Raw genomic sequence first — 14,158 nt, forward strand, 5'->3', positions numbered from 1 at the left:
CGGAGGTGGTGGTTCCGGTGGGCACCGCGGGCGCCCAGGACGTCCCCCCGTTGCCGGCCGCAGGGGGAAGCGCGCTGGTCAGCCGGATGCCGTGAGCTATGTTGGGATCACGGAGTGGCACGAAAGGGAGGTCCGCCGGTGTCATCGGGGCAGCAGGCGCGCGCACAGGCGGCAGCGATCACACCGAGCGGGCAGGCGGTCGACCACGAGCGGGCCCCGGCCGACCGGGTCCGGGCGCTGTTCGACGGGCACCCGCTCTCGCCGGGCCAGCGCCGGATCGCCCAGTACCTCGTCGACCACCTCACCGAGGCGGCGTTCCTCTCGATCACCGAGCTCGCGGAACGGGCCGGCGTGAGCCAGCCCTCCGTGACCCGCTTCGCCGCGGCCCTCGGCTTCAGCGGCTATCCGGCCCTCCGCGACGTGCTCCAACCGATCGCGCTCAGCGCGGTGGCCGGCACCCCGGACAGCCCCGAACAGACCCGGCGCAACGAACTGCAGGCGGCCGTCGACGCCGAGATCGAGAACCTGCGCACCGTCCGGCAGCTGCTCGCCGACACCGACCAGGTGCTCGACATCGGGCGCGAGCTGGCCCGGTCGGTGCCGCTGACCGTCCTCGGGCTGCGGATCTCCGTCTCGCTGGCGGAGTACTTCGCGTACGCGGCCCGCCGGATCCACCCCGACGTGCGCCTGGTGACCGGCGGCGGCAGCGTGGCCTCCGACGCGCTGCTGCAGGCCCGGGCGGCGGGCGGGAGCTGGGTCCTGGCCTTCGCGATGCCCCGGCACGCCAAGGAGACCCTGGCGGCACTGCGGGTGGCCCGCGGCGCGGGGCTGCGGATCGCGCTGATCACCGACCGCACGCTGGGGCCGCTGGTGGACGAAGCCGATGTGGCGCTGACGGCCGGCACCGGTTCGCGGCTGGTCTTCGACTCGTACTCGGCGCCGGGCGTCCTGTCGGCGGCGCTGCTCCAGGCGATGGCGGACGCGGACCCCGAGCGGACGCAGGCCCGGCTCGAAAGCTATGAGCAGGCCGCGGACCAGCACGGCTTCTTCCTCTAGGGCGAACGGGTGTGAGCTGTCATATTCACACCCTCTCTAAACATGAATATTTTCATACCCTTGCCTACTCGGCGGTATATATGTTTACTGATGGCGGCGCGGTCATCCGTCAAGATGCCAAGGAAGGTGTCCCCACACCGTCCTAGAACCAGACACCGGGGCGTGACGTTTCTCCTCCTCACGTCACGCCAGGTGTCCCGTCCGGCTTTCGGATCCCGCAGCGCCTCTGCGGCCTCGGCCAACCCCTGGGCCGAGGCCGCCCAGCACCTTCTCCACCGGCGATCGGCGCATTCGTCCGATCGGCTTGCTCTCGGGCCCATCCATGCGTTCCGTCCGCTCCGCGGTCCCCGTTCGTCCGGCCCCGGCCGGACGGCCGGGGATCCGGCGCTTCAGCCGGTGGTCACGCCGACGAGCTGCTCCGCGATGGTGTCCGCGGAAGGGAACCTCATGCCCAGGGTTCCGACGTGCTTCCAGTGCAGGGTGCCGTCCGGCGCGATGACGAAGACGGCCCGCCGCAGACCGATCACGGGAGCGGCGATGCCGAAGGCGCGGGCCACCGTGCGATCGGTGTCGGCGAGCAGCGGAATCCGCAGGCCGCGGGCCCGGGCGAAGGCCTCGTGGCTGTCGACGCCCTGCGGACTGATGCCCCACACCTGGGCGCCGCACGCGGAGAGTGCCTCCAGCCCGTCGGAGTAGGAGCACAACTGCGTCGTGCAGACGGGGGTGTTGTCGCCGGGGTAGAAGGCGAGAACGACCGGGTTCCCGCGCTGCTCACCGAGCGCGTACTGCCCGCGGGTGAACACGTCCTCGCTGAGCAGACCGCCGGGGAGCGAGAAATCGCCCACCACATCGCCCACGTCCGGGATTCGGGTCACGATGGCCGCACCTCTCTGTCGTCGAGGGGCGTACGGTACCCGGTCGCGCCCGCCGTGTCGCAGCCCGGAGGCCGGGGCCGGGCGGCGGGGCGGTGAGACGGCGGGGCGATGAGACGGCGGGCGCGGCCGGCGCGACCAGGGCTCAGCGGCGGTGCATCGTGTGCAGGGCCTCGAGGAGCACCTTGGGATCGTGGCCGCCCTTGTGGACCGGCGGCGGCTGCCGGTCCAGGTGCAGCAGCCGGGCCACCGCGGTCCACGCGGTGCGCACCGAGTACTCGACGGTGAACACCACGTCGTCGGGGACCTCGGCGTACTGCCCGATGAAGGCCAGGTTGGTGGAGCCCTCCGGGACGACCTCGGGTCGGTCGCCGGCCTTGCGCACCAGGAACTGGCTGGTGATGTACGGCATCAGCGCCGGAACGACGACCGAGGACTCCAGGATCTGCTCGCTCTGCTCGAGGCGCAGGTGTCCGAGCACCTCGGTGAGGATCTCGCGGCCCGTGCACTCGGCCATCGTCTTGCCCACGTGGTCACCGGGCTTGTCCGGGAACAGGGCGTACCCCCACCAGACGTAGGTGCCCTCGGGCTGCTCGTGGAAGTGCGGCTGGTGGTTGAGGACGATGGTCAGCAGCCAGCCGGAGTCCTTGAAGGTGATCAGACCGCCCTTGCCGGCCTCGCTGCCGGAGAACTCCTCCATGGCCTTGAAGAAGGTCGGGTCCTGGGTGGTGACGGTGAAGGAGCCCCAGGTGGAGTCCGAGACGGAGGAGTCGAACACGGAGGGGTCGCCCAGGTGGGGGCGCTTGGCCGCCAGGGTCTGCCACAGGCGCCACGAAGCGTCCGGCGCGGAGGTGTCCAGTACGGCGGGGGTGTCCGTGGAACCCAGGGTCGAATTCGCGGTCATCGATCCGTTGGTGACGAACACCAGGTCCTCGGCGGCGACGGCGATCCGCAGGTCCGCGCCCTCCCGCGTACAGGCGAGGGCCGTGACGGTGGTGCCCTCGCCGTCGGCCAGCTCCACGTCGGTCACGGTGGTGTTCATCGAGAACGTGACGCCGTTGCTCCGCAGCCAGCTCTGGAGCGGGCGCACGATCGAGTCGTACTGGTTGAAGCGGGTGCGGTAGATGCCCGACATGGTGTCGAAGGTCTTGAAGAGGTGCACGAACCGGTTGAGGTAGCGCCGGAACTCGATCGCCGAGTGCCAGGGCTCGAAGGCGAAGGTCGTGCACCACATGTACCAGAAGTTGGTGGTGAAGAACGCGGGGGTGAAGCAGTCGGAGATCCGCTTGCCGTCGAGCCGGGACTCGGGGGAGGCCACGCAGGCGACCAGGTCCAGGCGGTCGCGCTCGGAGAACCCCATCGAGCGGGTGTCGACCCGCAGGCCGGAGGAGTCGACCAGGCGGGCCTTGTCGTTCCAGGCGAAGTCCTCGTGGAAGGCGAAGGTGTCCTCGGTGACCGAGGTGTCCGGGGCGTCCAGTGAGGGGATGGAGCGCAGCAGGTCGTACGTGCACTCGAAGTGCAGCTCGAACATCCGGCCGCCGCGCATGGTGTAGCCGTTCTCGGGGTCTCCCGCGGCGTCCAGGCTTCCGCCGGTGCGGCCCTGGGCCTCCAGGATCGTGATGTCCGAGCCCGCGAAACCGCTTTCCCTGATCAGCAGCGCCGCCGCCGACAGGGAAGCGATGCCGGCACCCACCAGATAGGCCTTGGCCACGATGTGTCTCCTCGCCCTGGCCGCACGCACCCCGGTCGGCCGTACGGTCACCCACCCAGGCGACCACCCCCTGTGCCCTGCCGCGACTCGGGTGCGCCGTTGGGCGGGTGCCGGGCGAGAACCCGCGCACCCGCTTGCAAGATATTTGCGTACGTGGGACTGGTTTTTGCGCACCCTGCTGGTAGCTTGACCGCGTGAGCACCCAGAGGCTAGCCCAAGTGGCCGAGATGGCCGGCGTCAGCGCGACTACGGTGAGTCGCGTACTCAACGGCAACAGGGACGTGGCACCCGCCACCCGCGAGGCGGTCCTGACGGCCGTCGACGTGTGCGGGTTCGAGCGCCCGGTGGAGTTCCGCAAGGAACGGGCCCAGCTGATCGGGCTGGTGGTGCCCGACCTCCAGAACCCCGTCTTCTCCGCGGCGGCGGAAGCCCTCGCCGGACTGCTCAACGGCCAGGGCCTGGTCCCCGTGCTGTGTACGCGCACGGCCGACGGGGTCTCGGAGTCCCACTACGTCGACATGCTGCTGGGCCAGAACGTCGGCGGCATCGTGTTCGTCGGCGCCAGCTACACGGACATAGGGGAGACTCAGGGCCGTGAGCTGCACCGCCGTGCGATCCCCGTCGTCCTGGTGAATCCGGCCGACGAGAACCCGGGCGTCGCGCAGGTCTCGGTGGACGACGCCGGGGCGGCCGAGCAGGCGCTGGCGCACCTGTCGGCGCTCGGACACGAGCGGATCGGGATGATCGTGGGGCCCTCCGGGCACGTCCCGTCGGTCCGCAAACTCACTGGTTACGCGGCTTTCAACGCCCGGCGCGGGGTCCCGGCGGGGGAGTGGCGACCGCTCGTCGCCCACGCGCTCTTCTCGATGGAGGGCGGTGCCACGGCGATCGCCCAGCTGCTCCCGCGCGGGGTGACGGCGGTGGTCTGCGCGAGCGACGCCCTCGCACTCGGCGCCATCCGGGGCGCGCGCCGCCGGGGCTTGAGCGTGCCGGCCGAGCTGTCCGTCGTGGGCTTCGACGACTCGCTCTTCATGGTCGCCACCGACCCGCCGCTGACGACGTCCCGCCAGCCCGTCGCGGCCATGGCCTCGGCCGCGGTGCAGTTCCTGACCGAGCGGATCCGTACGGGAGTGGGCCTGTCCGCGGAGATCCTCTTCGACACCGAACTCATCGTCCGGTCGTCCACCGCGCGCCCGTCACCGGGGCGCTGACGGGGGAGCGGGTGCGGAGTGGGAAGGGGAGGGCCCGGCGCCGGCCGGGCCCTCTCCGCGTATCGGGGGGAGCCCATCGAGCTGACGGCCGGGACGTCACGTTCTGTCACATCCCCGAATCTCGATGCTTAATGTCTTGCGTAACATTATTGACTTCTTGCGTTCACGGCTTCTACTGTCGCGCCATCGAAGCCCGACCCGCTCGGAAGGCCTGTTCGCATGGATGGCATCACCAGACGTCGCGCCCTGTTCCTCTCCACCGCCCTCGTGGCAAGCCTGGGAGCCGCCGCCTGCGGCGGCACGCCGGCCCCGGCCGGCGACAAGGCCGGCGGGGTGGTGACGATCACGGTCAACGGCATGCCGGCCACCACGCAGGCCGCCGACCGCAAGGACTTCGAGGAGCTCGTCAAGCAGTTCGAAGCGGCGCACCCGAAGATCAATATCGATGCCCGTGAAGGCCAGATGGATCCCAAGACCTTCGCGGCGAAGCTCGCCGGCGGCCAGCTCGAAGACGTCTACTACGTCTACTTCACCGACCCGGCAGGCCTCATACAGCGCAAGCAGGGCGCCGACATCACCCCCTACCTGGCCGGCGTCCCGTACCTCTCCGACATACGCCCCGAGCTCCGACAAGTCTTCCAGGACAAGCAGGGCAAGACGTACGGCCTGCCCACCGGGAACTACTCCATGGGTCTCGTCTACAACCGCGAGCTCTTCCGCAAGGCAGGCCTCGACCCGGACAAGCCGCCCACCACCTGGGAAGAGGTCCGCGCCGCCGCGAAGAAGATCAGCGCGCTCGGCGAGGACACCGTGGGCTACGCCGACTACAGCAAGAACAACCAGGGCGGCTGGCACCTGACGTCCTGGCTGTACTCCATGGGCGGCGAGGTCGCCACCGAGGAGAACGGCAGGTGGAAGGCCGCCTTCGACAGCGACGCCGGCCGCAAGGCGCTCCAGACCCTCCACGACCTGCGCTGGACCGACCGGAGCATGGGCACCCGCCAACTCCTGGAGATCGGTGACGTCCAGAAGATGATGGGCTCCGGCAAGCTCGGTATGTACATGGCCGGACCCGACAACATCCCCACCATCGTCAAGCAGTTCGAGCGCAAGTACGAGGAGTTCGGCCTGGCGGCCCTTCCCGGCACGGCCACCCTCGGCGGCGGCGACGGCTTCATGTTCAATCCCAAGGCCACGCCCGAGAAGATCAAGGCCGGTCTGCAGTGGGTCCAGTGGAAGTACCTCAACCCAGACCGGGAGGAGGAGAACGTCACCAAGTTCTCCGGCCTCGGTGTCCCGATCGGCCTTCCCCAGCCGAACCTGTTCGCGGGCGCCGCCCAGCAGAAGATCCAGGCCATCCACGCCGAGCACGCCAACGTGCCGCAGGAGAACTACAAGCCGTTCGTCGACCGCAGCCCCCAGGTCGAGGTCAAGGTCGAGCCGCCGAACGCGCAGCAGCTCTACACCGTCCTGGACGGTGTCATGCAGTCCGTCCTGACCAAGGAGGACGCGGACATCGACACCCTGCTGAAGGACGCCGCCGCCCGCGCCGACTCCATCCTCGCCACGGTGAAGTGACATGTCCGTACTCCCCAATCCCGCGGCCCCCGCCCGGCGCACCCGCCGCCTCCGGGACCTCCGGCGGACCGGGGCCGCGGGCGGAAACCGGGCCAGGGGCCGGGCCCGGGCCACGGGCCGCGGCCGCCGGCTGCGGGAGAACCTCGTCGCCTACCTCTTCCTCTCCGCCGGGCTGATCTGCTTCGCGCTGTTCGCCTGGTACCCGATCGTCCGCGGCGTCCTCCTCGGCTTCCAGCAGGTGACCTTCGCCCAGCCGGCCGAGTGGGTCGGCCTGGACAACTTCCGCCGCCTCTTCGCCGATCCGCTCTTCGCCACCGCCTGGCGCAACACCGGCTACTTCACGCTGCTGGCGCTCGTCTTCGGCTTCGCCGCCCCGTTCGTCACGGCCGTCGTCCTGAACGAGCTCCGGCGCGGCCGGTCGTACCTGCGGCTCACCGTCTACCTCCCGGTGATGCTCCCGCCCATCGTCACCATGCTGCTGTGGCGCTGGTTCTACGATCCGGGCCCGGGCCTCTTCAACAACGTGCTCGGCGTCCTGCACCTGCCCGCCCAGCAGTGGCTGGAGTCGGAACACCTCGCGATGATCTCTCTGGTCCTCGTCTCCACCTGGGCCAACATGGGCACCACGACACTCATCTACCTGGCGGCCCTCGGCGGCATCCCCGGTGAGCTCTACGAAGCGGCCGAACTCGACGGGGCCTCCATCCGCCGGCGCCTGTGGCACGTCACGATCCCGCAGATCAGGTTCATCCTCCTGATCATCCTGCTGCTCCAGGTCATCGGCACCATGCAGGTGTTCGTCGAACCCTTCGTACTCACCGGCGGAGGCCCCAACGAAGCCACCGTCACCATTCTGCTGCTGCTCTACCGCTACGCCTTCGTCTACAACGACTTCGGCCTGGCCAGCGCCATGAGCACCCTGCTCTTCGTCGTCCTGGGCCTCTTCGCCGTGCTCTACCTGCGCCTGACCCGGACCAAGGACTGAAAGGAGGGCCCCATGGCCGCCACCGAACCCCGCTCCCGCACACTCATCGCCCCCGCCGAACTGACCAGGCCCGTCGGCCGGTTCCTGCACCGCTTCGTCCTGGGCGCGACCCTGACCGGATTCACCCTGGCCTTCGTCTTCCCGCTCTACTGGATGACCACCGGCGCCCTCAAGTCCTCCGCGGAGCTGGCCCAACCCCACCCCACGTTGCTCCCGAGCAGCTGGCACCCCGAGAGCTACACGGAGGCCTGGACGAACACCGGCCTCGCCGGATACTTCTCCAACACCCTCCTGCTCGCCTTCGGAGCCCTGCTCTTCCAGCTCGTCATCGACGTCTCCGCCGCGTACGCGCTCTCCAAGCTCCGCCCGGTCCTGGGCAACGCCGTCCTCGCGATGATGCTGGCCACCCTGATGCTGCCGGTGTCCGCCCTGCTCGTACCCGCGTACCTCACCGTCGTGGACGTCCCCCTCGTCCATGTGAACCTGATCAACACGCCGTTCGCGATCTGGCTGCCCGCCGCGGCGAACGCCTTCAACGTCTTCATCCTCAAACGGTTCTTCGACCAGATCCCCGCGGAACTGCTCGACGCGGCCCGGATCGACGGCGCGGGCACCGTGCGGATCCTGATCTCGGTGATCCTCCCGCTGTCCCGTCCGGTGCTGGCCGTCGTGTCGATCTTCGCCGTGGTCGGAGTCTGGAAGGACTTCCTCTGGCCGATGCTCGTCCTGCCGGACGAGAGCAAGCAGCCGGTCACCGTCGCCCTGAACCGCCTCGCGGAATTCATGCCGGCCAACCAGCTCCTCGCCGGCATGGTCATGGCGAGCATCCCGCTGCTGGTCCTCTTCCTCGTCTTCCAGCGGCACATCATCTCCGGCCTCACCGCCGGAAGCCTCAAGGGCTGATCTCTCCCCGGCCTCCCCGGCCCTGCCTCCCACCCCGGGACACATCCCCGCCCGGGGCTCTCCTCCCCTCCTCCCCTCCTCGACACCGCCGCAGCGACGGACCGCCGCGGCGGCCCCCACCGCGCCCTCCGGCCCCGCGCACAGGGCGCGCCTTCAGAAAGGACACGCCGCCGTGTCTTCTTCCCGAGGAACCCGCACCAGAGCCGCACGCCTCATCTCCCCGTTCCTCCTCACCGCCCTGGCCACCACCGGCCTCACCGGAACCCTCGCCGCACCCTCGTACGCCGTCGCCGCCACCCTGGAAGCGGAGTCGGCCACCCTCTCGGGCGGTGCCCGAGCCGAGTCGGCACATTCCGGTTTCACCGGCGCCGGCTACGTCGGCGGCTTCACGGACGGCAACAAGGGGGCCGCCTCCGCCTCCTTCGCGGTGCAGTCCACCGCGGCCGGTACGGGCTCGGTCGCGATCCGGTACGCCAACGGCACGGGCGCGGCCCAGACCCTGAGCCTCTACGTCAACGGGGTCAAGGTCCGCCAGGTGTCGCTCCCGGCCACCGCGAACTGGGACACCTGGGCCACCCGCCAGGAACCGGTCCCGCTGGTGAACGGAGCCAATGCGGTGGCGCTGACCTTCACCACCGCCGACTCCGGCAACGTCAACCTCGACAGCCTCACCCCCACCAGCCCGCCGGGCACACCCACCGACCCACCGCCCGCCTCTCTCAGCCACCAGGCGGAGACCGCCTTCGCCTCGGGCGGCCCCGCCTCCGCCTCCGCCGTCCCCGGCTTCAGCGGCGCCGGCTACCTGACGGGCTTCACCGCCACCGGTGCCCGAGCCGTCTTCTCCGTCTCCGCGCCCACCGCCGCCACCCGGCAGGTGGCCGTCCGCTACCGCACCCCCGGGGCGAACGCCGCGACCATCACCCTGACCGCGAACGGTGTCCCCGTACGCCGCCTCACCCTGCCCGCCACTTCAGGAGCCTGGGCCGGCTTCACCACCGACGCGCCCCTGCGCGCCCAGCTCAACACCCTCACCCTGCGCACGGAGAGCGGGGACAACGGCGACCTCCAGCTCGACGGCATCGAGGTCACCGGCTCCGCACCGAACGCCGCCCGCGGCGCGACCCTCCCGTACACCGTCCACGAGGCCGAGGCCGGCGCGACCAACGCCTCCGTCACCGGGCCGGACCGTACCTACAAGACCCTCGCCTCCGAGGCGTCGGGCCGCCGGGCCGTCGTACTCGACCAGACGGGGGAGTACGTCCAGTTCACCCTGGCCAAGGCCGCCAACGCCGTGACCGTGCGCTACTCGATCCCGGACAACGCCGCCGGCACGGGGAACAGCGCCAGCCTCAGCCTCTACGCCAACGGCGTCCACTCCAAGGACCTCGCCCTCACCTCCAAGTACAGCTGGGTCTACGGCGCCTACCCCTACGGCAACGACCCCGCGCAGGGCGAGGCCCACCGCTTCTTCGACGAGGCACGCACCCTCACCGGTGAGTTCCCCGCCGGCACCGTGCTGAGGTTCCAGAAGGACGCGGGGGACACCGCCGCCTCCTACGCCATCGACCTCGTCGAAACCGAGACCGCCCCGGCGGCAGCCACCATGCCCGCCACCGGCTTCGTCTCCGCGGCCACCCTCGGCGTCACCGCGAACGACAGCGGCGACGACACCGCCGCCCTCAACGCCGCCCTGTCCACGGCCACCGGCCAGGGCAAGGGCCTGTGGCTACCGGCCGGCACCTACGACATCTCCGGATCCGTCAACCTCGCCGGAGCCGTCCTGCGCGGCTCGGGCGAATGGCACACCACCCTGCGCGGCAAGAACGGCAAGGGCGGCCTCTTCGGGCGCGGCGGCACCAGCACCGTGCAGGACCTGGCGATCACCGGAGAGGCCGACCACCGCGACGACGGCAACAGCGACGCCGCCGTGGAGGGGGACTTCGGCTCCGGATCCACCCTGCAGAACCTCTGGATCCAGCACAGCAAGGTCGGCCTGTGGATCGACGCACCGACCCGGGGCCTGCTCGCCACCGGCCTGCGCATCCGAGATACGTACGCGGACGGGGTCAACCTGCACAAGGGCACCACGGGCAGCGAGGTCTCCCAAAGCAGCATCCGCAACACCGGTGACGACGCCCTCGCGATGTGGTCGCAGGCCCAGGCCGTCACCGACTGCGTGCTCCGCTTCAACACGGTCCAGCTCCCGCTGCTCGCCAACGGAGCCGCGATCTACGGCGGCAGCGGCAACCGGATCGAGGACAACCTGGTCGCCGACACCGTGACCGGCGCCGCGGGAATCGCCGTCAGCACCCGCTTCGGCATCCCCTTCAGCGGACCGACGACCGTCCAGCGCAACACCATCGACCGGGCCGGGGGCTACGAGCCCAACTGGGCCAGCAAGCTCGGCGCCCTGTGGGTCTACGCCGACACCTCCGAGATCACCACCCCGGTGATCCTCCAGGACAACGACATCCTGGACAGCACCTACAGCGGCCTGCTCGTCTCCTGGCAGAAGAACGTCGGGAACCTGACCGTGAAGAACACCCGGATCGCCAAGGCCGGCGGCTACGGCATCGAGATCAACGCGGCCGGATCGGGCACCTTCAGCGGGGTCACGGTCACCGACGCCGCCACCGGCGGACTGAGCCTCGCCGGCGGATTCGCCGTCAGCCGCGGGCCCGGCAACTCGGGCTGGTAGCACCACCGTCCGGCCTTCCCCCCCCCGGAACCCGGGGCCCGGTCACCTGAGACACCCCGCCCGACCGGGCCCCGCATCCCGGCATCGCCCGCCACCCCTGCCGCCACCGGCCGTCCGGCCCCGCGCGCACCACCCCGCCGTACCTACCGCACCAGGAGACCCCGTGTCCCAGAGCAGCCCCCGCCCCGCCGCCACCCCCTGGTGGCGGCACGCGGCGATCTACCAGATCTACATACGCAGCTTCGCCGACGGGAACGGCGACGGCATCGGTGACATCGCCGGAGTGCGCGGGCGGCTGCCGTACCTGAGGCAACTGGGCGTCGACGCGCTCTGGTTCAACCCCTGGTACGTCTCTCCGATGGCCGACGCCGGCTACGACGTGGCCGACTACCGCGACATCGACCCCCTCTTCGGCACGCTCGCCGAAGCCGAGGAGCTCATCGCCGAGGCCCACGGTCACGACCTCCGGGTCATCGTCGACCTCGTCCCCAACCACTGCTCCGACCGACATCCCTGGTTCGTCCAGGCCCTCGCCGCCGGCCCCGGATCCCCCGAGCGCGAGCGCTTCTGGTTCCTCCCCGGGCGCGGCGCATACGGCGAACTGCCGCCCAACGACTGGAACTCGTACTTCGGCGGCCCCGCCTGGACCCGGATCACCGAGGCCGACGGCACCCAGGGCCCCTGGTACCTGCACATGTTCGCCCCCGAGCAGCCGGACCTGAACTGGGAACACCCCGACGTCGGGACCGAGTTCGAGGACGTCCTGCGGTTCTGGCTCGACCGGGGGGTGGACGGCTTCCGCATCGACGTCGCGCACGGACTCGCCAAGAAGCCCGGCCTCCCCGACGTCGGCGAGAACCCCGACCCCACCGACCTGCCCTACCAGGACGTCGACGCCGTCCACACGGTCTACCGCGACTGGCGCAAGATCCTCGACACCTACCCCGGAGAACGCGTGTTCATCGGCGAGGTCTGGCTCCCGGAGGCCGAGCAGTTCGCCCGCTACCTGCGCCACGACGAACTGCACTCCGCCTTCAATTTCGACTACCTGTGCTGCCCTTGGGACTCCGGCGCCCTGCGCAAGGTCGTCGACGCGACGCTCGCCTCGCACGAACCGGTCGGCGCCCCGCCCACCTGGGTGCTCTCCAACCACGACACCATCCGCCACGTCACCCGCTACGGACGCGCCGACACCTCCTTCGACATGGGCGACAAGCGGCTCCTCGACCCCAGCGACACCGCACTCGGCCGCCACCGGGGCCGCGCCGCCGCCCTCGTCTCCCTCGCCCTGCCCGGCGGCGTCTACGTCTACCAGGGCGACGAACTCGGCCTGCCCGAGGTCCAGGACCTGCCCGACGAGGTCCTTCAGGACCCGACCTTCGTCCGCTCCGGTGGCGCGGACCGCGGCCGCGACGGCTGCCGCGTCCCGCTGCCGTGGGAGACCGGCGGCCCCTCCCTCGGCTTCTCCGCCCCGGCCGCCGGTCATGTCCAGACCGCCGGTCACGTCCCGGCCACAGGCCATGTCCCCGTCGCCGGTACGGCCCCGGCCGCGCCCTGGCTGCCCCAGCCGGAGGGGTGGGCCGAGCTCGGCGCCGAGGCCCAGCACGAGGACCCGTACTCCGTCCTCACCCTCTACCGGCAGGCGCTCGCACTGCGCGGCGCCGAACTGGCGGGGCTGCCCGAGACGCTGGAATGGGCCGACGCGGGGCCGGACACCCTCTGCTTCGACCGAACCGGCGGCTTCCGCTGCCTCACCGCCTTCGCGAGCCCGCTCCCGCTCCCCGGCGGCGCCCGCGTCCTGCTGGCCAGCGGCCCGCTCGGCACCGGTACGGACGGCCGGCCCGTACTGCCCCGGGACACCACGGTGTGGCTGCGCATGGCCGGGTAGCACGGGCACGGGTGGGTGGCGCAAGGGCGGCCCCGCGACGCGGGCCATCCGCATCGTGAGATGTGGTGTCACATGGCGGCGGCGGCGTGCCAGACTCTTCCGCATGCGCCAGCAGAAGATTAGCGCCGGCGTGCCGGCCCGGAGCTGAACTGAGACCACCCCAGCAGCCCACCGCCCGCACGCAGACCTCTCGCATCCGCGAGGGGTCTTCTTGTTTTCCGGGACCACGCACTCCGCCCCAGGACAGGAGCCCACCCCTCATGACCCGCAGCGATGTTCTCCCCGCCGTCGACGACGCCGTGCGCACCGGCGACACCGCCTGCCACACGCTGACCATCACCGTCCGGGACGGCGGCCACGCCCTCACCCGCATCTCCGCGGTCCTCAACAACCTCGCCGTGCGGACGCTTTCCTTCCGGGCTGCCGACGGCGGCGGCCTCGCGGTGTGCGAGATCGTGGTTCCGGTCGCCGACTCGCCCCGCGCTCAGGCCAAGCTCCGACGCTGCGTCGAGGTGGTCGAGCTGAGCGCCCACCCGGCGGGGGAGACCCGGGCCATCTGAACGAGCCGCACGGATTACTTGACTGACCGTTCCAGTATCTCGTACAGTACGGGATGTGGCCAGGAGCAAGGAATTCGATCCGGACGCCGCGCTGCAGTCGGCTCTGGAGCTGTTCTGGCGGCGCGGCTACGAGGCGACGTCGATGGCGGACCTCGTCGAGCGGCTCGGCATCGGCCGGGCCAGCATGTACGCCACCTTCGGGAACAAGCGCGAGCTCTACCTGAAGGCGCTGGACCGCTACAACGAGCAGCGCGACCCCGGCCTGCTGCGCGAGCTGTCCCAGCCGGGCCCCGCGCTGCCGGCCGTACGGACGGTGGTACGCCGCTTCGCCGCGGAGTCGAGCATCGACGAACTGCGGCTGAACGGCTGCTTCGTGACCAATACGGCCACGGAGCTCGGTGCGCACGACCCGGCGGCGGCCCGCAGGGTCGAAGCGAGCTGGAACCACATCGAGACCCTGCTGCACTCGGCACTGACCAGGGCCCAGGCCCAGGGGGAGCTGCCCGCGGACCGCGATCCGCGGATGCTCGCCAGGATGCTGCTGGTCCTGATGCAGGGCATGCGCGTCGTGGGCAAGGCCTCGCAGGACCCGGGCCGGGCGCGGGACGCGGCGGAGCAGGCCCTGACCCTGCTCGACTGACGGTCGCTGACCGGCCGGCCGTACGACCGCATGACCGCATGACCGCATGACCGCAC

At 70.7% G+C, this 14,158-nt stretch carries 11 protein-coding genes; 9 read left to right on the forward strand and 2 right to left on the reverse strand.

Annotation, left to right across the window (positions count from 1 at the left end):
• The first annotated feature begins 138 nt into the window (after positions 1–138).
• Positions 139–1,056 carry a MurR/RpiR family transcriptional regulator gene (locus OG247_RS40135; RefSeq protein WP_327256890.1) on the forward strand — a complete coding sequence of 306 codons (918 nt, stop codon included), beginning with the start codon at positions 139–141 and terminating at the stop codon, positions 1,054–1,056.
• Between the two features lie 389 nt (positions 1,057–1,445).
• Here the strand turns inward: OG247_RS40135 and OG247_RS40140 are convergent, their stop codons facing one another.
• Both OG247_RS40140 and OG247_RS40145 read right to left on the reverse strand, forming a co-directional pair.
• Positions 1,446–1,931 carry a peroxiredoxin gene (locus OG247_RS40140; RefSeq protein ID WP_327256891.1) on the reverse strand — a complete coding sequence of 162 codons (486 nt, stop codon included), beginning with the start codon at positions 1,929–1,931 and terminating at the stop codon, positions 1,446–1,448.
• Positions 1,932–2,073: 142 nt separating this feature from the next.
• The gene (locus OG247_RS40145) at positions 2,074–3,639 is read right to left on the reverse strand and encodes an oleate hydratase (protein WP_327256892.1); all 1,566 of its coding nucleotides are present in this window, start codon (positions 3,637–3,639) and stop codon (positions 2,074–2,076) included.
• Between the two features lie 194 nt (positions 3,640–3,833).
• On the opposite strand from OG247_RS40145, the gene OG247_RS40150 reads away from it, so the two are divergent.
• The 8 genes from OG247_RS40150 (at position 3,834) to OG247_RS40185 (ending at position 14,102) form a co-directional block, all read left to right on the forward strand.
• Positions 3,834–4,850, forward strand: a complete 1,017-nt coding sequence (locus OG247_RS40150; protein WP_327256893.1) for a LacI family DNA-binding transcriptional regulator — start codon at positions 3,834–3,836, stop codon at positions 4,848–4,850.
• 219 nt (positions 4,851–5,069) lie between these two features.
• Positions 5,070–6,428: an ABC transporter substrate-binding protein gene (locus OG247_RS40155; RefSeq protein WP_327256894.1), complete on the forward strand. Its 1,359-nt coding sequence runs from the start codon at positions 5,070–5,072 to the stop codon at positions 6,426–6,428.
• Between the two features lies 1 nt (position 6,429).
• Positions 6,430–7,413: a carbohydrate ABC transporter permease gene (locus OG247_RS40160; RefSeq protein ID WP_327256895.1), complete on the forward strand. Its 984-nt coding sequence runs from the start codon at positions 6,430–6,432 to the stop codon at positions 7,411–7,413.
• A 12-nt stretch (positions 7,414–7,425) separates the two neighbouring features.
• Entirely contained in the window at positions 7,426–8,316 is an 891-nt protein-coding gene (locus tag OG247_RS40165) for a carbohydrate ABC transporter permease (protein WP_327256896.1), read from the forward strand.
• Positions 8,317–8,488: 172 nt separating this feature from the next.
• Positions 8,489–11,014, forward strand: coding sequence for a right-handed parallel beta-helix repeat-containing protein (locus tag OG247_RS40170; RefSeq protein WP_327256897.1), 2,526 nt, complete (start codon positions 8,489–8,491; stop codon positions 11,012–11,014).
• A 163-nt stretch (positions 11,015–11,177) separates the two neighbouring features.
• Positions 11,178–12,902, forward strand: coding sequence for a glycoside hydrolase family 13 protein (locus OG247_RS40175; RefSeq protein WP_327256898.1), 1,725 nt, complete (start codon positions 11,178–11,180; stop codon positions 12,900–12,902).
• A 260-nt stretch (positions 12,903–13,162) separates the two neighbouring features.
• Positions 13,163–13,462, forward strand: coding sequence for a hypothetical protein (locus tag OG247_RS40180; RefSeq protein WP_327256899.1), 300 nt, complete (start codon positions 13,163–13,165; stop codon positions 13,460–13,462).
• 55 nt (positions 13,463–13,517) lie between these two features.
• The gene (locus OG247_RS40185; protein ID WP_327256900.1) at positions 13,518–14,102 is read left to right on the forward strand and encodes a TetR/AcrR family transcriptional regulator; all 585 of its coding nucleotides are present in this window, start codon (positions 13,518–13,520) and stop codon (positions 14,100–14,102) included.
• Positions 14,103–14,158: the final 56 nt, after the last annotated feature.

It is taken from the genome of Streptomyces sp. NBC_01244, assembly GCF_035987325.1.
In the GTDB taxonomy this organism is placed as follows: Bacteria; Actinomycetota; Actinomycetes; order Streptomycetales; family Streptomycetaceae; genus Streptomyces.